We start from the raw sequence: 15,783 nt of genomic DNA on the forward strand, positions 1-15,783 counted from the left end.
CGTTCCTCTAGTGGCTGGCCGCCGTGGCGCCCATTTCATTGACTTGCTGGAAGCGGCTGAAGCGCTCCAGGGCGAAAGGGGCGATCAGTTCGGGCACCTTGCCGCCGCTGGCGACCAGTTCGGCCATGGTCTTGCCGCAGATGGGCGTGGACTTGAAGCCCCAGGTGCCCCAGCCAGCATCCAGGTAGTAGTTCTCGACCGGCGACAGGCCCATGATCGGACTGTAATCCGGGGTCATGTCGGTCATACCGGCCCATTGGCGCATCAGCTTGGCGTTGGCCATGAACGGGAACATTTCGATGGCGTGGGCCAGCAGGCTTTCCTTGAGGTCCAGGGTCGAGCGGGTGTTGTACAGCGGGTAGGGATCGGAGCCGCCACCGAAGACGATCTCGCCACGGCTGGTCTGTTGCACATAGCAGTGCAGGGCGGACGAGCTGACCAGCGGATCGAGGAACGGTTTGAACGGCTGGGTAACCATCGCCTGCAGCGGGTAGGTGTGGATCGGCGCGCGAATGCCCGCCTTTGCCATCAACAGCGAGCTGGCGCCAGCCACCGCCTGCACCACGCAGCCGCACTGGACGGTGCCACGGTTGGTCTTGACCGCTTCGATCCGGCCATTGCGAATCACCAGGTCCTGCACTTCGGTCAACTGATGGATTTCCACGCCGCGTTTGGCCGCTTGCTTGGCGTAACCCCAGGCCACCGCGTCATGGCGCGCGGTGGCGCCGTCGATGTGCCAGAGCCCGGCCAGCACCGGCAAGTGGCCGGGGTCGAGATTCAGGGTCGGTACCAGTTCGCGGATCTGCTGGCGGTCGATCATTTCGGTACGCCCGCCGAAGTGCTTGTTGACTTCGGCCCGTTGGCGGAAGGCGCGCACGGTGGCATCGGTGTGCGCCAGGGTGAGCTGGCCACGCTCGGAATACATGATGTTGAAGTCGAATTCGTTCGACAGGTGCTGGAACATCCGCACCGATTCGGCGTAGAAGCGCACGCCTTCGCTGGTGAGGTAATTGGAGCGGATCACCGCGGTGTTGCGCGCGGTATTGCCACCGCCCAGATAGGCTTTCTCCAGCACTGCGACATTGGTCACGCCATGGTATCTGGCCAGGTAGTAGGCAATGGCCAGGCCGTGACCGCCGCCGCCGATGATCACCACGTCGTAACGTGGCTTGAGTTCGCAAGGTGGCGGCAGGTCGACCTCCACCGGGTAGTCGGCGCTCAGGCCGTATTTCAGCAGGGCGAAGGGCATGGGGTGCGCTCCTGTTGGGCGGCCTGTTGCTGCAGGTCGAGGGCGAGCAGGGTATTTTTCATCAGGTAGGCGATGGTCATGGGCCCGACGCCTCCGGGAACCGGGGTGATGGCGGCGGCCTGGGGCAGGGCCGCGTCGAAGTCGACATCGCCCACCAAGCGGCTGCGGCCGTTCTCTTCGATGCGGTTGATACCCACATCGATGACCACTGCCCCCGGCTTGAGCCAGTCGGCGCCGATCAGCCGAGGCTTGCCGACCGCGGCGACCAGGATGTCCGCTTCGCGGCACAGTGCCGGTAAGTCACGGCTGCGCGAATGCACCACGGTCACCGTGCAGTCGGCCTGCAACAACAGGGCGGCCATGGGCTTGCCGACAATGTTGGAGCGGCCGACCACCACCGCGTGCTTGCCCCGCAATGGGCCACAGGCATCACGCAGTAGGCGCATGCAGCCACTGGGCGTGCAAGGGGTGAGTACATCGCGACCCTGGGCCAGGCCGCCGACGTTTTCACTGTGAAAACCGTCCACGTCCTTAAGCGGACTGATGGCCTGCAAGACGCGGTGTTCGTCGATATGCGCGGGCAAGGGCAACTGCACGAGAATGCCATTTATCGCCGTATCGCGATTGAGCCGGTCGATCAGGGTCAGTAGCTCGTGCTCGGTGGTGTCGCCTGGCAGACGGTGCTCCAGCGAGCGAATACCCACCTCCTCGGCGCGCAGCACCTTGTTGCGCACATACACCTGGCTAGCCGCGTCCATGCCCACCAGCACCACTGCCAGGCCCGGTTGCACGCCGCCCTGGCGCAGGGTGTCGACCTGCTCGCGCACCTCGGCCAGCACCCGCGCCGCCGTGGCCTTGCCGTCGATCAGCTTGACGCTGGGGATGGCATTCATTTGAAGATCACCGTGCGGTCGTGGTTGAGGAACACGCGGTGTTCGAGGTGGTACTTCACCGCGCGGGACAGGGCGATGGTTTCGGTATCGCGGCCGATGGCGACCAGATCGTCAGGCGCGTAGGCGTGGTCCACACGTTGCACTTCCTGCTCGATGATCGGGCCTTCGTCCAGGTCGCTGGTGACGTAATGGGCAGTGGCGCCGATCAGCTTGACCCCGCGTTGGTAGGCCTGGTGATAGGGCTTGGCGCCCTTGAAACCCGGCAGGAACGAGTGGTGGATGTTGATGGCCCGGCCCGAGAGTTGACGGCACAGGTCGTCGGAGAGGATTTGCATGTAGCGCGCCAGCACCACCAGTTCAGTATCGGTGTCCTCGACGATGCGCATCAGCGCCGCTTCCTGCTCGGCCTTGGTTTCCTTGGTTACCGGCAGGTAGACGAAGCGGATGCCCTGGCGCTCGGCCATGGGCCGCAGGTCCAGGTGGTTGGAAACCACGGCGGTGATCTGCATCTCCAGTTCACCTTTGGCGTGGCGGTAGAGCAGGTCGCTCAGGCAATGGTCGAACTTGCTCACCATCAGCAGCACGCGCATCGGGCGGGCGCTGCTGTGCAGGCTCCAGTCCATGGCGAAGCGCTGGGCCACGTCGGCGAAGCCCGCTTCCAGCTGCGGCGTGTCACCAGTGATACCGGTGTTGTAACGGAACACGGCGCGCATGAAGAAGCGGCCATTGTCTTCGTCGTCGAACTGCGCCATCTCGCTGATGTAGCAACCGTGCTCGGCCAGGTAGGTGGTCACCGCCGCGACGATGCCGGACACGGCCGGACAGCTGACGCGCAGGATGAAATGGTCGGGAGCGGGGTGCATGTCGAGGTCCTCGTGGTGGGGTGGGGCAGGTCGGGCACAAGGGCGAAATGGCCTCGCGGCTGGCGAAGCGTTGTTTCTTATCAGGAATATAAATTTCCTTTTGGCGATTTATAGGCGAAGAGGTGGGTGGTGGTCCAGAGGTTTGTGAAATTTTTTATCCTGAGGGGAAACTCTGGTGATCGAGGTGGCCCCTGGCAGGCGCCGGCTGGCCGGCGACATCGCCAGTGCAGCCGACACCAAAAACTGGCTATGCTTGCCCCATGACCAACACCCCTCCATTACGCCAACCGTGCCCCCCCGGCGCCTGTGTGTGTGGCCGCGAACAACTGGCCGATCACCCCCAGGCCGCCCAGCGAATCCTGCTGCTCACTCGCCAGGAAGAAAAACGCCTGCTCGAGCGCCTGGAAAACCTCAAGGACCTGGAGGATCTGCAACGCCTGCAGCAGCGCATGTACGAAAACCTCGGCATTCGCGTGCACATCGCCCCTGGGTTCAACGAAGTGCGCACCATGCGCGGTATCGTCATCGAACTGGACGAGCAGGTGGGGTTGTGCCGCAAGACCCGACAGTCGATTCCGGCTGCGATTCGGCGGGGGTTGGAGCGTAACCCGCAGGTCGCGTTCCGGTTGCTGGATGCGCATGATCTGTTGCGGGACGCTTGAGGGTTCGTCTTGAGCCGCACGGCGCTGTCGAGATCGAGTGCCGCCCAACAGGGGACTCCCGCCAGCCTGCTCCAGCCTCACCCAGACTAATTTTCCCAACGGCTCCAACGTCTACCTGAGAGCCGCCCCACGCCAAGTGCGTATCGGCATTCATCACTCAAGGAGACAGGCAATGACTTCCGTTTTCGACCGCGACGATATTCAGTTCCAGGTAGTGGTCAACCACGAAGAGCAATACTCCATCTGGCCCGACTACAAGGCCATCCCCAACGGCTGGCGCGCCGTGGGCAAGAGCGGCCTGAAGAAGGACTGCCTGGCCTACATCGACGAGGTCTGGACCGACATGCGCCCTCTGAGCCTACGTCAGAAGATGGCTGAAGCCGCGGCGCAGTGAGCGGGATGAAGCTGCTGTGCCTGCCTTACTCCGGCGCCAGTGCCATGGTCTACAGCCGCTGGCGGCGCACGTTGCCGGCTTGGCTTGAGCTGCGCCCGGTGGAGCTGCCGGGCCGTGGCGCGCGCCTGAGTGAACCACTGCAGACCGACATGCAGGCGCTGGCCCGGCAACTGGCGGCCGAGCAGCGCACGGCCGCCAGCGCGCCCTATGCATTGCTGGGGCACAGCCTGGGCGCGCTGCTGGCGTTCGAGCTGGCCCATGAACTGCAAGCGCTGGGCTGCCCGGCGCCACGCGCGTTGTTCGCCTGCGGTACCGCGGCACCGACCCGTCGCGAAGACTACGATGGCAAGCACTGGTCCGAACCCAAGACCGACGCCGAGCTGATCAACGAGCTGCGTGCGCTCGACGGTACTCCACAGGAGGTGCTGGCCAACGCCGAGCTAATGAGCCTGACCTTGCCCATCCTGCGCCATGATTTCCTGCTGTGCGGCCGTTATGCCTATCGTCAGCGGTCGCTGCTGCAATGTCCGCTGCACGTCCTCGGCGGTGAGGCCGACCGGGCCACGCAAGAGCAACTCATGGCCTGGCGCCGTGAAACCTCGGGGGAATTTTCGCTGCAAATGTTCCCCGGCGGCCACTTCTTCATCCATGAGCACGAGCACCGCGTGCTCGGTGTGGTGGCCGCGTCGCTGGAGCCGTACCGGCGTTCTGCCTGATTGACGTCATCGCTTGCCTGGGGGAGGCTAGGGTTTTCCCCAGGCAAGAGGCCGACAATGCTGATCAACCCTCGCCAGGCCACGCTGCTGGTCGTCGATATCCAGGAAAAGCTCATAGGCGCCATGAGCGACCCCGAGGGCACCCGAGCGCGTGCGCGCTGGCTGGTGGCGGCCAGCGCCGAGCTGCAATTGCCAATCGTGATGTCCGAGCAGTACCCCAAAGGCCTGGGGCACACCCTGGCAGCGCTCACCACTGCCGCACCGGCAGCCCAGGTGGTGGAGAAAACGCATTTTTCCTGTGTGGCTGCCGAGTGCCTGCCGGAAAGCCTGCTGCGCCGCGAGCAAGTGATCGTCTGTGGTATGGAAACCCATGTCTGCGTGCTACAGACCGTGCTGGGCCTGTTGTCGCTGGGCAAGCACGTGTTCGTGGTCGAGGATGCCTGCGACAGCCGTACCCCGGCCAGCAAGGCCGCGGGCCTGGCGCGCATGCGTGATGCCGGGGCGCAGGTGGTGACCCGTGAGATGGTGCTGTTCGAACTGATGGGCAGCGCCAGCCATCCCTTGTTTCGCCATATCAGCAAGACCTACCTGGTCGGTGAGCAGCCCTGAACGCGCGGCTGATGGCGGCAGGGCTGGTGGCGCTGGCCCTGCTGCAAGGTTGCGCCGGGCGCCGCGAAGAAGCAGTGGAAACCGACCCCACCAAAGTGCGAGCACAGTTGATGCGACTGCTGCCGGCGCAAGCCAAGGACCGGCAAGGGTGGGCCCAGGATATCCAAGTGGCCTTCGAAGCCCAGGGCATTGCCCCAAGCAAAAGCAACCTGTGCGCGGTATTGGCCGTCACCGAGCAGGAGTCGACCTTCAATGCCGACCCACAGGTGCCGAACCTCGGGCGCATCGCCCGAGCAGAAATCGACCGGCGCGCGGCGCGTCTGCATATCCCCAAGCTGCTGGTCGACGGTGCCCTGAATACCAGTTCCGGCAGTGGCAAGACCTATCAGCAGAGGCTGCTGGCGGTACGCAGCGAGAAACAGTTGAGCACGCTGTACGATGATTTCATTGCCGGCCTGCCCTTGGGCAAGACTCTGCTGGGCGGGCTGAACCCGGTGCATACCGGTGGGCCGATGCAAGTGAGCATCGACTTTGCCGAGCAGCACGCCAAGGGTTACCCCTACCGCTATGAAGGCACGATCCGGCAGGAGGTATTCACCCGCCGTGGCGGTTTGTACTTCGGCATCACCCACCTGCTGGGCTACCCAGCGAACTACGAGCGGCCGTTGTACCGCTTCGCCGATTTCAATGCGGGTTGGTACGCCAGCCGCAATGCCGCTTTCCAGGCAGCGTTGAGCCGGGCAACCGGGGTGAAGTTGGCGCTGGATGGCGACCTGGTGGCGCCAGGGGCGATCATGCCCGGAACCACCGAGCAGGCGGCGCGCAAACTGGGGGCGAAGCTTGGCTTGCGCAACCCGCAGATTCGCAGCCAACTGGAGCAGGGTGACAGCCTGGCCTTCGAGGACACCCGGTTGTACCGCGGCGTGTTCGCCCTGGCCGATGCGGCGGCCGGCAAGCCGGTGCCGCGTGCAGTATTGCCGGGAATCGAGCTCAAGAGCCCGAAGATTACCCGCAAGTTGACCACGGCGTGGTTCGCAGGTCGTGTGGATGAGCGTTACCAGCGCTGCATGAAGCGGTAGGGCAAACCCGCTCCCCAAAGTCTGGCCGTGGCGCCGACCCCGGGGGCGGGTGTACCGGCGAACAGGCCGGTGAAGCGAACCTCAACCCTGACCCAAGGCATCCACCACTTGCTCGACACTGGCCTTCAACCCCGCCAGGGCATCCTCCGGGTCGCTGTCGACCACCAGCAACCTGGCCCCGGATGCCTTGATCACCTCGGCTACCGCAGCCTCCGGCTGGCGGTGGTGCAGCACCAAAGCCACATCCTGGGTCTTGAGGTTCTCACCCAGCGCCTTGAGCGTGGCCTCATCCCACTTGTCCTCGGGCGGCAGCGCCTGCTGCGCCACGTCCAGGTTCAGCCCGCTGGCCAGATAACCCAGGCGATCCGACAAGCTGACCACGGTCAAGTTGTCGACTTCGGCCAGGCGTGTCTGGCTGCTGGCGGTCAGCTCCAGCAACTGGCGCTTGAGAGCGGTGAGGTTGCCTTGGATCTTCGCCTTGTCAGCCGGTGAGAGCCGCTCAAGGTCATTGGCCACCACATCGGCCATGCGCCCAAGATTCGTCGGGCTGAGCCAGGGATAAGCGGCATAGGCCTCATCGCCGGTTACGGCAATGCCCGGCAATGCGCCATCCACTGGCCGTGCGGCATCGATCTCGACGATGCGGATATTGCTGCGCCGCGCCATTGGGTAGAGCGGGTCGTCCCGCCAGATCGAGCGCACGCCAATCACCGCATCGGCCTGTTGCGCGGCCTTCTGCAGGCCGGCACCGCCACGACCACTGAAGTACGACGGCTGGCGGCTTGCCGGCAGGTTGGCTGGAGCCGCGCGCTTGAGCTGCACCGAGGTGCCGTCAAGCAGAGCAGCGGCTAGGCTGTGGGTCACGGGCAAGGTGGTGAGCACCTGGGTGGCAAAGCTCAGCGAAGGCAGGCCCACCAGGGCGATGGCCAGGGTCAGCTGCTTGATATTCAGATTCATGCCGGGTTTCCTTGCAGGCGTGGGACGAGGGCGCGGGCCAGCGCGGCGAGGGCGAAGCACAGGCCGGCGACCAGAATGATCGCGGCACCCGACGGCACCGGCAGGTCGAGTACGATCGGCAACAGGATGCCGAGCAGGGTGCTCAGTGTGGCGATCAGCACCGAGAGGAAGAAAAAGCCTTTCAGCGACTGGCTGACCAGGCGTGCGGCGGCGGCCGGAATCACCAGCAGGGCACCGACCAGAATCGCCCCGATCACTTTCACCGAGGCCACGGTGACCAAGGTCACCAGGACCACGAACAGGTAGTCCAGGGTCTTCACCGCCACCCCGCGCACCGCGGCCAGTTGCGGATTGAAGCTGGCCAGCATGATGCGGTTGTAAAGCGGTAGGGCCAGGCTCAGCACTAGCACCGCGACGATGCCCAACACCAGCAGGTCGTGGGCGCTGACCGTCAGCACCGAGCCGAACAGCACGTTCTCGAGGATGTGCACGTTGATCTTGCCGGCCAGCATCAGCAGCAGGCTCGCGCCTAGGGCCAGGGACACCGAGAGGAACACCCCGATCAGTGTGTCCGGCGACAGTCCGGTGCGGTTGCGCAGGTAGTTCAGCAGGATGCCGAACAGCAGGCAGTAGCCGAACAGACTGCCATAGGGGCCGGTATAGGGTTCGCCGAGCAGGATGCCAATGGCTACGCCCGTGAGCGCGGCGTGGCCCACAGCCTCGGAGAAGAACGCGAAGCGCTTGACCACGACCAGCGTGCCCAGGCCGCCGAGCACCGGGCCTATCATCAGACCGGCCAGTAACGCATTGATCACGAACCCATAGGCCAGGGCCTCGGGCAGGTAGCCGGCGCTGGCCCAGTCCTGGACCAGTTGACGGAAGGCTTCATAACTCATCAGGCGAGGCTCTCGCTGCGCGGGTGAACGGAGAACAGGTTGAGAAGACGCTCGGGGGTCAGGGCCTGGGCGGGCGCGGCGTCGAACAGCACCTGGCGGCTCAGGCCGGTGACCCGGTCGGCCAGGCGCAGCACGGCCTGCAGATCGTGCTCGATCCACAGCACGGTGGTACCGGATTGGCGCCAGCCCTGTAGCAGCGCTTCGAACACCTGGATGCCCGCTTCGTCGAGGGCCGACATCGGCTCGTCCAGGACCAGCAACTGGGGTTCGGGGATCAGGCCCTGGGCCAGCAGCACCCGCTGGCGCTCGCCACCGGACAATGCGCCCATGCGACGCTTGCGTTTGTCGAGCATGCCGACTTGAGCCAGCGCTGCGTCGATGGCCGGCTGGATACGCCGCGAAAGGCCCAGGAACGCGGGGCGCCTTTGGCACATGGCGGCCATGAAGTCGTCCACGGTCATTGGCAGGCCTCGGTCGAACTCCAGCGCCTGGGGCACGTAGCCGATCACGTTGGCTTGTGTCGGCCAGTGAAGGGTCAACTGGCCCTGGTGCGGCATCTGCCCCAGCAAGGTCTTGATCAGCGAGCTCTTGCCGCCGCCATTGGGGCCGACGATGGCATGCACGCTGCCAGCGGCGACGCTGAAGGCGACCTGTTCGAGGATGCGCGTACGGCCCAGGGTCAGGTCGATGCCGACGAACTCGATGCGCGGCCCGCGGGCGGGCATGCGCGTGGCGGCGGCGGTCATGCGCGGTTCTCCTGGATGGCCCGCACCACTGTGTCGAGGTTGCGCTTCATTTCCACCTCGTATTTGTCCTTGGTGTACTCGCCGTAGGAGATGTGCGTCAGCGGGTACAGTCGAACGCCCGATTCACGCTGGATGGTTTCGACGTAGGCAGAAGGGAAATCCATCTCCGAGAAAATCACCTTCACGTCCAGGGCCTTGAGCTGGTCGATGGTCTTCTTCAGTTGTGCGGGGCTCGGCTCGATGCCGTGGGCCGGCTCGACCACGGCGGTCACTTCCAGGCCGAAGTCGCGCACCAGGTAGTCGTAGGCCGCGTGGATGGTGGCGACGCGCAAGGTCGCCGAGGGCGCCTCGGTGACCTGCGCCAGAGCCTCGGCACGCAGGGCGCGCAAACGCTTGGCGTAGGCGCGGGCGTTCTGGGTATAGAGCTTGGCATTGTCTGGGTCGAGCTTGCCCAGTTCGCGGGCAATGTTGTTGACCTGGGCGATGGTGGTGCTGATGGACAGGAAGGTGTGCGGATTGACCACCTTGCCCGCGCCGCGAGCAGCGATGCCGGTGGCAGCCAGCAGCGGAACGTTCTGGTTGGCTTCGATGGTGGCGATGCCCGGTTTTTCACTGGCGGCGATCATGCGGTCGGCGAAGTCGTCGTGGCCCACGCCGTTGAGCACCACCACGTCCAGCGTGCCGATGCGCTTGATGTCCTCGGCTCGTGGCTCGTAGGCGTGCGGGTTGAAGCCCGCCGGAATCAGCGGTACCACCTCGGCTTTGTCGCCCACGATGTTGCTGACGTAGCTGTAGTAGGGGTGCAGGGTGATGCCAATGCGCAGCGGCTTGGCGTTGTCGGCCAGGGCCAGGGCTGGCAGGGCGCAGGCCAGGAGCAGCGCAAGGACGGAGCGGAGCATGGGGGAGATTCCTTGGGTTCAGTGACGGTGTTCGCGGGTGACCCCGGCGTCGTAGTGGCTAACCACCTGCTGCCAGCCGGCAGCGATCAAGGCCGCCTGGCCCAGGTCGTCCGGGAGCAGGGCAGTGCTGTCGCGGCGTAGCCAGACATCGGACGGCCCGGCGGCGTCGCCAGGCAGGATCAACAGGAAGCTGCCGGCGATTTCCGGGGCTTGGCTGCGCCCCAGGTAGGCGCCGCTTTGCAGCCATTGCCAGTGATGGCGGCCACGGCTTTGGCTGCCGGCATCGACGACGAAGGGCGGTAGGCCCTCTTCGACCAGGTCGTCGACGCTCGGGGCAACGGCGTTTTCTTCGCGCAGCAGTTGGATCTCGTCGAAGGCCACCCGCAGGTCGGTGTAGATGCCCTGTTCGGCGGCAGTGAGGTCACGCCGGGCATCTATCTGATGGCGGGCGATGGCCTGTTCGTCCTCGCGCTCACCGCGCATCAGCACCACCGTGGAGGCCAGCAGCACGATCAGCAGGCTGGCGAGCAGAACGTAGAGCGTTTCGTACCCGGCACCGGCCGGGCGTACTACCTGGGCGTGACTCATGCAGGGCTTGCTCATGGCTGGGCGATGTCGGCGTGGTCGATTTCCACCACGTGGCCGGGACCGGCGTCGAACAACACGTAGAACTCGACATCGGGGCGTTGGAAGGTCAAGGTCGAGTCCTGCGCGAGCTTGCCGCCGACCAGCACCTGTTCGTCGTAGCCGATCACGTCCAGCGTCACGCCAGGCGCGCCGCTGCCGTCGGAGAACCCTCCAGTGCATTTGATCTGGCCGCCGGCGACCTCTTCGCATTCGCACATCGGGTTGTGCGCCAAGGCTGGCCCGGCGGCAAGGGCCATCAGTGGCAGGACGAGCCTGCGGATCGTATGTTTCATGGTTTGCCTCCTTGTTTCTTCAGCCAGGCCACGGTGGCGGGGGATGCGTCGGCCAGCGCGACGGAGCCTTGGTGCATGCTGCCGTCCCAGCCTTCGAGGGTGATCCAGATCCGTGCGTCGGGGCGGGTGCGGGCAGGGACTGGCAGATTGGTACTCATGCGGTAGGGTGCGCCGAAGAAGATGCTGCCGGCGGCGCGCAGGTTGCGTGGTTTGCCAATGCGCAGGTAGATGGCCTTGACGTCCCCAATGCACGCCTTGCACAAGGCCGCATTGAACGCCTTGAAGTGGCCTGCGGGGCCGTCGGCGCGCGGCGCCTCGTTGCGCAACTCGGCCAGGTCGACGGTGTAGGGGCCGACCTGGATGGCGCTGATCGGGTTGACGCCGAGGCCGGCATCGCCACGCAACAGCTTGGCGTCGGCGAAGTACTTGGGCATGAAGCCCAGCGGTATGAGGATCAAAAGGATGTTCAGGTGAAAGCGCCACTTCAGCCACCACTGCTTCAGCGGGCTGACGGGCACCCTATGGACCTGGCTCATGGATGGACCTCGGCAGTGGTGTCGTTGTGGCCAGCGTGTAGGCGGGGCGTGCGCTCGCTGCGTTTGAGGGCGGCTGCGGTGGCCTGGGCGGTGCGTTTGGTCCAGATCAGCAGGCCGCTGAATACCATCAGGGTGAGAACCAGGCCGAAGAAGAACCAGATCAGCTTGATCGGCAGGCCGCCGAAGTCGCCGGTGTGCAAGGGGCGCATGGATTCGGTGACGAACTCCAGGGCCGAACGGTCGGCCAGCAGGAACTGGCTGTCGACGTTTCGGGTGTACGGGTTGATGGCCGCGGTCTGGTACATCAATGGATACCAGCCACGCCCGCCCAGGTTGATATGGCTGTAGTGGGTGGCAGGCAGTGAAATGAAATCGATATCCAGCCCCGGGATCGCCTGGCCGGCGATGCGCGCCGCTTCGTCCAGGTCGATGCGCGGTGCCGGGCTGCCATCGCGAGTGGGTGGCACATCCTCGCGCGAAATGACCGGCACCACCGGTTCGGTGGATACGGTGACGTGGTTGTCGGCAAGTATGGCCTGGATCAGGAACCAGGTGCCGGTGATGGAGATGACTGCGATGAACCAGATCGACCACACGCCGGCCAGGCGGTGCAGATCACCCCAGAAAATACGTGAGCCGTGACCGGTGCGGATGGGTTTGAAGAAGCCTTTCCAGAACTTCTTGTAGACCACAAGGCCAGTCACCAACGAGGCCAGCATCGGCAGGCCCAGCAGCGACACCAGGTACCAGCCCCAGCTGTAACCATTGGTGAAGGGCACCAGCCACCAGCCATGCAAGGCGCGGGTGAACGCCTCGAAATTGAAGTCAGGGCTCTTGCCCTGGATCACGCCGGTATAGGGGTTCACGTAAAGCGTCGGGCTGGTGCCGTCCGGGAAGACCACCGAGGCATTGAGTGCGAAGTGCGCACCGTCCGGCTGGCGCAACGTGCGCACCACCATGTCCGGCTCGGCTTTGTGCAAGGCGTCGAGTACTTGCTGGTAGCTCAAGCGTTCAGTCACGTCATCGGGCTTGCTGGCGCGCACGTCCGGGTTGGCCAGCCAGACGATTTCCTGGCTGACCACGGCGAGCATGCCGGTAAAGCAGACGATCAGCACGAAGAACCAGATCGGCAGGGCGAGCCAGCTATGTACCAGGAACCACAGCCTGGACTTGGATTTTTTGGGAGATTTGGCCATCGGTCGGTCTTCTGAAAAGGAGGGTCGAGCACAGGCCCAACCAAAGGGCTGCATTAATAAGGACGAATGAGAATCGAAATCCTGAAGATTTAAATGCAAGCAAATGTTTCAGAAAACACGAGCCGGCATGCGCGCGGAGGCGACATGCCGGCTGCGAAGGCCTATGGCGAGGTTCAGGCGCTGGCGGCAGCCGCGTGTGTCCTGCCGTACTGGCGGGCCAGGTCCTGGTACAGCGACTGGCCGATTTCCGCCGCGCGGGCCGGCAGCACCGACAGCAACGTGTCGCTCAGGCCGTGGCTGTTTTCGCAGAAGCCTTGCAGGTAGACGGAGGCTTGCAGGTCTGGGCTGGCCAGTACGCGGTAGTTGCGGTCGACGCTGAAGTCGTTCAGGTAGCCAGCCAAGGGTGCCAGCAGGTCGCGGTGCGAGCGGCGCTCGTAGCCAGTGGCGAGGATCACCGCATCGTAGCGGTGGGTCTGCTGCTGGCCGGTGGCCAGGTCACGCAGGGTCAGTTCGATGCCCTCGCGGGTGGCCACCACGGCTTCCACATTGCGGCGGCACAGCACATTGTGGCGGAACTGGTGGGACACCTTCTGGCGATAGAGAATGCCGTAGATGCGCTCGATCAGATCGAGGTCGACCACCGAATAGTTGGTGTTGTGGTATTCGCCCAAGAGTTTGCTGCGCTGGTCGGCCGGTTCGTTGTAGACCAGGTCGGTGTAGTCCGGCGAGAAGATCTCGTTGACGAACGGGCTGTCATCGGCCGGTTTGAGTGCCGAACCGCGCAGCACCATGTCGACCTTGACCGACGGATAGCTGTCGTTGAGGTCGATGAAGGCTTCGGCGGCGCTCTGGCCCGAGCCGATCACCGCAATGCGCATCGGCTTGCCTTCGGTGCAAGGCAGCTGGTTCAGACTGCTCAGGTACTGGGAGTGGTGGAAGACCCGGGGATCCTCCTTGAACGCGCCGAATTTCTCCGGGATTTTTGGCGTGCCGCCACTGCCGACCACCACCGCGCGCGTGCGGCGACTGTATTCGCGGCCCTGTGCATCGCGAGACACCAGACGCAGGTGTTCGACTCGACCGGCATTCACTTCAGGCTCGATGCGCAGCACTTCCTCGCCATAGGCCGCCTGAGTGGCGAAATGCTCGGCAGCCCAGCGCAAGTAGTCGTTGTACTCCAGTCGGCAGGGGTAGAAGGTGCCGAGGTTGATGAAGTCGGCCAGTCGCTGCTTCTGGTGCAGGTAGTTGACGAAGCTGTAAGGGCTGGTGGGGTTGCGCAGGGACACCAGGTCCTTGAGGAAAGAGATCTGCAACTCGCTCTGGGTAGCCAGGGTCTCACCGTGCCAGCGATAGTCTTTCTGCTTGTCGATGAACAGGGCATCCAGGGCGTGACCCTGGGTCTGGGCGAGCTCCTCCAGGGCGATGGCCAGGGCCAGGTTGGACGGGCCGAAGCCCACGCCTATCAGGTCTTTGATTGTTTCCGGGTTTGAAGACTGGCTCATGGCTGCGATTCCATAATGGTCGAATGTGGACGCCCGCCGGGGCTCCGGCTCCTGCGCGAGTACATGGGTTGGAACGAGCCACGTGTGGAGGAATTTACTTAAGGCGGCGTAGGGTGTTTGCGCGCCGGCCTAAAGTTCTGAGCCGCTGCGCCGATAGGTAGGCCAACCCAAGGACCCACTTCAAAGGCAGGGAAATCTCATGGTCGGAATCAGCGCCGTCACCGTCAACAACGTTTCGGCTCAGGCCCAGGCTGCCAATCAAAGCAGCGAAACAGCCGCAACCGAGGACCGCTCGACCACTCAGGTCGACACGTCGAAAATCACCGGCAATGGCCAGGCGCAGGGTGCGCAAGGGGCCCAGGGCGGCGAGGGCAGCGGCGAGTCGGCTGCCATCAAGCAACTGCGTCAAATGATCAAGGACTTGCAGAAGCAATTGGCCGAGCAGCAGAAGCAACTGGCCGCGATCATGGCCAAGGATATGGACGAGAGCGCCAAGCTTGCGCAGGCCAGTGCCAAGCAGGCCAGCATCACCACGATCAATGGTGAGATCCTGCGGGCCACCGCACAGTTGCTCGAAGCGCTTCAGGAAACCGGTGGCAGCAGCGCGGGCGGTATCGTCAGCACCCAGGCTTGAGGGGCGTTGCTGGCAGTGAAAAGGGCTGACTTGCTGCTGTCAGCCCAATCGATACTCAGTCTGCCGCCACGCGCCCTTTGTTCTGGCGCTCGGACTTGTACTGCATGGCCACCGCCGGTGCCGGCTTGGCCGCGCCAGTTTCCAGCCATTGGCGCATGCGGCTGGCATCGGCGAAGTGAGTGTACTTGCCGAAGGCGTCGAGAATCACCATGGCCACTGGGCGATTGTCCATCCGGGTCAACAGCACCAGGCAATGGCCGGCCTCGTTGGTGAAGCCCGTCTTGGTCAGCTTGATGTCCCAGTTGCTTTTGTTCACCAGATGGTCGGTGTTGCGAAAGCCCAACGTGTAGTTGGGCTTGCGGAACGCCACGGTCTTTTCCCGGGTGGTCGACAGCTCGCTCAGCATCGGGTACTTGCGTGAAGCCATCAGCAGCTTGGCCAGGTCACGGGCGGTCGAGACGTTCTGGGTCGACAGGCCCGTTGGCTCGACGTAGCGGGTGTGCGCCATGCCCAGGCTACGGGCCTTGGCGTTCATGGCCTTGATGAAGGCCGGGTAGCCTCCTGGGTAGTAGTTGGCCAACGTGGTCGCGGCACGGTTCTCCGACGACATCAGGGTAATCAGCAAGGTTTCGCGGCGGTTGAGCTGGCTGCCCAGGCGCACACGCGAATAGACGCCTTTCATTTCCGGGTTGTTGGCGATGGTCATGGTGAGCATTTCATCCATGGGCAGCTTGGCATCCAGCACCACCATCGCCGTCATCAGTTTGGTCACCGAGGCAATGGGTACCACGCGGTCGGCGTGGCTTGAATACAGTTCCTGGTTGGTGTTCAGGTCGATCAGCAGGGCGCTGCCAGAGGCCAGGTGCAGCTTGGAAGGGTCGCGTTGAACCTGGGCCGGGGGTTGTGCAGCAGCGGTCGACGGGAGGGTCGCGGTTCCTGTGAGCAACAGCATCAGGCTGAGGATGGACAGGGATGTTTTCACGTTGAGGCTCACTAAATGTTGGTATGTCGTTGGCTGTGCAAGGGTTTTCC

At 64.1% G+C, this 15,783-nt stretch carries 19 protein-coding genes; 6 read left to right on the plus strand and 13 right to left on the minus strand.

Going from position 1 to position 15,783, the window contains the following annotated elements; translation table 11 throughout:
• Nucleotides 1–7: 7 nt before the first annotated feature.
• Genes C4Q26_RS21620 through purU form a run of 3 tightly spaced genes read right to left on the minus strand, consistent with a single transcriptional unit; the run spans nucleotide 8 to nucleotide 3,005 of the window.
• On the minus strand, nucleotides 8–1,249 hold the full coding sequence (locus tag C4Q26_RS21620) for an FAD-dependent oxidoreductase (RefSeq protein ID WP_023381173.1): 1,242 nt from the start codon (nucleotides 1,247–1,249) through the stop codon (nucleotides 8–10).
• A complete protein-coding gene (folD, locus tag C4Q26_RS21625; protein WP_023381172.1) occupies nucleotides 1,231–2,142 on the minus strand; it encodes a bifunctional methylenetetrahydrofolate dehydrogenase/methenyltetrahydrofolate cyclohydrolase FolD in 912 nt (303 codons plus the stop codon). The genes C4Q26_RS21620 and folD overlap by 19 nt, the downstream gene beginning before the upstream one ends.
• Entirely contained in the window at nucleotides 2,139–3,005 is an 867-nt protein-coding gene (purU, locus tag C4Q26_RS21630) for a formyltetrahydrofolate deformylase (RefSeq protein ID WP_027908144.1), read from the minus strand. The genes folD and purU overlap by 4 nt, the downstream gene beginning before the upstream one ends.
• A gap of 260 nt (nucleotides 3,006–3,265) precedes the next feature.
• Between purU and C4Q26_RS21635 the strand changes: the two genes are divergently transcribed.
• From C4Q26_RS21635 to C4Q26_RS21655, 5 genes are all read left to right on the plus strand, one after another.
• The gene (locus C4Q26_RS21635) at nucleotides 3,266–3,667 is read left to right on the plus strand and encodes a hypothetical protein (protein WP_027908143.1); all 402 of its coding nucleotides are present in this window, start codon (nucleotides 3,266–3,268) and stop codon (nucleotides 3,665–3,667) included.
• Nucleotides 3,668–3,839: 172 nt separating this feature from the next.
• Nucleotides 3,840–4,061, plus strand: coding sequence for an MbtH family protein (locus tag C4Q26_RS21640; protein ID WP_003256222.1), 222 nt, complete (start codon nucleotides 3,840–3,842; stop codon nucleotides 4,059–4,061).
• A gap of 5 nt (nucleotides 4,062–4,066) precedes the next feature.
• Nucleotides 4,067–4,777, plus strand: coding sequence for a thioesterase II family protein (locus C4Q26_RS21645; RefSeq protein ID WP_189672951.1), 711 nt, complete (start codon nucleotides 4,067–4,069; stop codon nucleotides 4,775–4,777).
• A gap of 57 nt (nucleotides 4,778–4,834) precedes the next feature.
• Nucleotides 4,835–5,386, plus strand: a complete 552-nt coding sequence (locus C4Q26_RS21650) for a hydrolase (protein WP_023381168.1) — start codon at nucleotides 4,835–4,837, stop codon at nucleotides 5,384–5,386.
• Between the two features lie 11 nt (nucleotides 5,387–5,397).
• Nucleotides 5,398–6,465: a DUF1615 domain-containing protein gene (locus C4Q26_RS21655; protein ID WP_041925514.1), complete on the plus strand. Its 1,068-nt coding sequence runs from the start codon at nucleotides 5,398–5,400 to the stop codon at nucleotides 6,463–6,465.
• An 81-nt stretch (nucleotides 6,466–6,546) separates the two neighbouring features.
• Here C4Q26_RS21655 and C4Q26_RS21660 read toward each other — a convergent pair whose 3' ends face one another.
• The 9 genes from C4Q26_RS21660 to C4Q26_RS21700 form a co-directional block, all read right to left on the minus strand.
• Nucleotides 6,547–7,416, minus strand: coding sequence for a metal ABC transporter solute-binding protein, Zn/Mn family (locus C4Q26_RS21660; protein ID WP_027908140.1), 870 nt, complete (start codon nucleotides 7,414–7,416; stop codon nucleotides 6,547–6,549).
• Nucleotides 7,417–7,418: 2 nt separating this feature from the next.
• Nucleotides 7,419–8,318 (minus strand): metal ABC transporter permease, encoded by a 900-nt coding sequence (locus C4Q26_RS21665; protein WP_023381165.1) that lies wholly within the window; start codon nucleotides 8,316–8,318, stop codon nucleotides 7,419–7,421.
• Nucleotides 8,318–9,064 (minus strand): metal ABC transporter ATP-binding protein, encoded by a 747-nt coding sequence (locus tag C4Q26_RS21670; protein WP_023381164.1) that lies wholly within the window; start codon nucleotides 9,062–9,064, stop codon nucleotides 8,318–8,320. Before C4Q26_RS21670 ends, C4Q26_RS21665 begins: the two co-directional genes overlap by 1 nt.
• Entirely contained in the window at nucleotides 9,061–9,963 is a 903-nt protein-coding gene (locus C4Q26_RS21675; protein ID WP_104883500.1) for a metal ABC transporter substrate-binding protein, read from the minus strand. The genes C4Q26_RS21670 and C4Q26_RS21675 overlap by 4 nt, the downstream gene beginning before the upstream one ends.
• A gap of 18 nt (nucleotides 9,964–9,981) precedes the next feature.
• Complete coding sequence (locus C4Q26_RS21680) at nucleotides 9,982–10,551, minus strand: DUF6162 family protein (protein WP_023381162.1); 570 nt, start codon at nucleotides 10,549–10,551, stop codon at nucleotides 9,982–9,984.
• A gap of 11 nt (nucleotides 10,552–10,562) precedes the next feature.
• Nucleotides 10,563–10,883 carry a hypothetical protein gene (locus tag C4Q26_RS21685; protein WP_104881514.1) on the minus strand — a complete coding sequence of 107 codons (321 nt, stop codon included), beginning with the start codon at nucleotides 10,881–10,883 and terminating at the stop codon, nucleotides 10,563–10,565.
• A complete protein-coding gene (locus C4Q26_RS21690) occupies nucleotides 10,880–11,419 on the minus strand; it encodes a hypothetical protein (protein ID WP_023381160.1) in 540 nt (179 codons plus the stop codon). The genes C4Q26_RS21685 and C4Q26_RS21690 overlap by 4 nt, the downstream gene beginning before the upstream one ends.
• On the minus strand, nucleotides 11,416–12,615 hold the full coding sequence (locus C4Q26_RS21695; protein WP_023381159.1) for a PepSY domain-containing protein: 1,200 nt from the start codon (nucleotides 12,613–12,615) through the stop codon (nucleotides 11,416–11,418). Before C4Q26_RS21695 ends, C4Q26_RS21690 begins: the two co-directional genes overlap by 4 nt.
• Nucleotides 12,616–12,788: 173 nt before the next feature.
• Nucleotides 12,789–14,117 (minus strand): lysine N(6)-hydroxylase/L-ornithine N(5)-oxygenase family protein, encoded by a 1,329-nt coding sequence (locus C4Q26_RS21700; RefSeq protein ID WP_104881515.1) that lies wholly within the window; start codon nucleotides 14,115–14,117, stop codon nucleotides 12,789–12,791.
• 199 nt (nucleotides 14,118–14,316) lie between these two features.
• Here C4Q26_RS21700 and C4Q26_RS21705 point away from each other — a divergent pair, with 199 nt between their 5' ends.
• On the plus strand, nucleotides 14,317–14,751 hold the full coding sequence (locus tag C4Q26_RS21705) for a hypothetical protein (protein WP_023381157.1): 435 nt from the start codon (nucleotides 14,317–14,319) through the stop codon (nucleotides 14,749–14,751).
• 55 nt (nucleotides 14,752–14,806) lie between these two features.
• Here C4Q26_RS21705 and pbpG read toward each other — a convergent pair whose 3' ends face one another.
• Complete coding sequence (pbpG, locus tag C4Q26_RS21710) at nucleotides 14,807–15,733, minus strand: D-alanyl-D-alanine endopeptidase (protein WP_023381156.1); 927 nt, start codon at nucleotides 15,731–15,733, stop codon at nucleotides 14,807–14,809.
• Nucleotides 15,734–15,783 lie beyond the last annotated feature (50 nt).

This window comes from Pseudomonas sp. SWI44 (genome assembly GCF_002947915.1).
GTDB lineage: Bacteria > Pseudomonadota > Gammaproteobacteria > Pseudomonadales > Pseudomonadaceae > Aquipseudomonas > Aquipseudomonas taiwanensis.

What these genes read in the sequence shown, in the direction of transcription:
- C4Q26_RS21620 (WP_023381173.1), bottom strand. Translation starts at nt 1,249, where the DNA reads ATGCCCTTCGCCCTGCTGAAATACGGCCTGAGCGCCGACTACCCGGTG.
- folD (WP_023381172.1), bottom strand. Translation starts at nt 2,142, where the DNA reads ATGAATGCCATCCCCAGCGTCAAGCTGATCGACGGCAAGGCCACGGCG.
- purU (WP_027908144.1), bottom strand. Translation starts at nt 3,005, where the DNA reads ATGCACCCCGCTCCCGACCATTTCATCCTGCGCGTCAGCTGTCCGGCC.
- C4Q26_RS21635 (WP_027908143.1), top strand. Translation starts at nt 3,266, where the DNA reads ATGACCAACACCCCTCCATTACGCCAACCGTGCCCCCCCGGCGCCTGT.
- C4Q26_RS21640 (WP_003256222.1), top strand. Translation starts at nt 3,840, where the DNA reads ATGACTTCCGTTTTCGACCGCGACGATATTCAGTTCCAGGTAGTGGTC.
- C4Q26_RS21645 (WP_189672951.1), top strand. Translation starts at nt 4,067, where the DNA reads ATGAAGCTGCTGTGCCTGCCTTACTCCGGCGCCAGTGCCATGGTCTAC.
- C4Q26_RS21650 (WP_023381168.1), top strand. Translation starts at nt 4,835, where the DNA reads ATGCTGATCAACCCTCGCCAGGCCACGCTGCTGGTCGTCGATATCCAG.
- C4Q26_RS21655 (WP_041925514.1), top strand. Translation starts at nt 5,398, where the DNA reads ATGGCGGCAGGGCTGGTGGCGCTGGCCCTGCTGCAAGGTTGCGCCGGG.
- C4Q26_RS21665 (WP_023381165.1), bottom strand. Translation starts at nt 8,318, where the DNA reads ATGAGTTATGAAGCCTTCCGTCAACTGGTCCAGGACTGGGCCAGCGCC.
- C4Q26_RS21670 (WP_023381164.1), bottom strand. Translation starts at nt 9,064, where the DNA reads ATGACCGCCGCCGCCACGCGCATGCCCGCCCGCGGGCCGCGCATCGAG.
- C4Q26_RS21675 (WP_104883500.1), bottom strand. Translation starts at nt 9,963, where the DNA reads ATGCTCCGCTCCGTCCTTGCGCTGCTCCTGGCCTGCGCCCTGCCAGCC.
- C4Q26_RS21680 (WP_023381162.1), bottom strand. Translation starts at nt 10,551, where the DNA reads ATGAGTCACGCCCAGGTAGTACGCCCGGCCGGTGCCGGGTACGAAACG.
- C4Q26_RS21685 (WP_104881514.1), bottom strand. Translation starts at nt 10,883, where the DNA reads ATGAAACATACGATCCGCAGGCTCGTCCTGCCACTGATGGCCCTTGCC.
- C4Q26_RS21690 (WP_023381160.1), bottom strand. Translation starts at nt 11,419, where the DNA reads ATGAGCCAGGTCCATAGGGTGCCCGTCAGCCCGCTGAAGCAGTGGTGG.
- C4Q26_RS21695 (WP_023381159.1), bottom strand. Translation starts at nt 12,615, where the DNA reads ATGGCCAAATCTCCCAAAAAATCCAAGTCCAGGCTGTGGTTCCTGGTA.
- C4Q26_RS21700 (WP_104881515.1), bottom strand. Translation starts at nt 14,117, where the DNA reads ATGAGCCAGTCTTCAAACCCGGAAACAATCAAAGACCTGATAGGCGTG.
- C4Q26_RS21705 (WP_023381157.1), top strand. Translation starts at nt 14,317, where the DNA reads ATGGTCGGAATCAGCGCCGTCACCGTCAACAACGTTTCGGCTCAGGCC.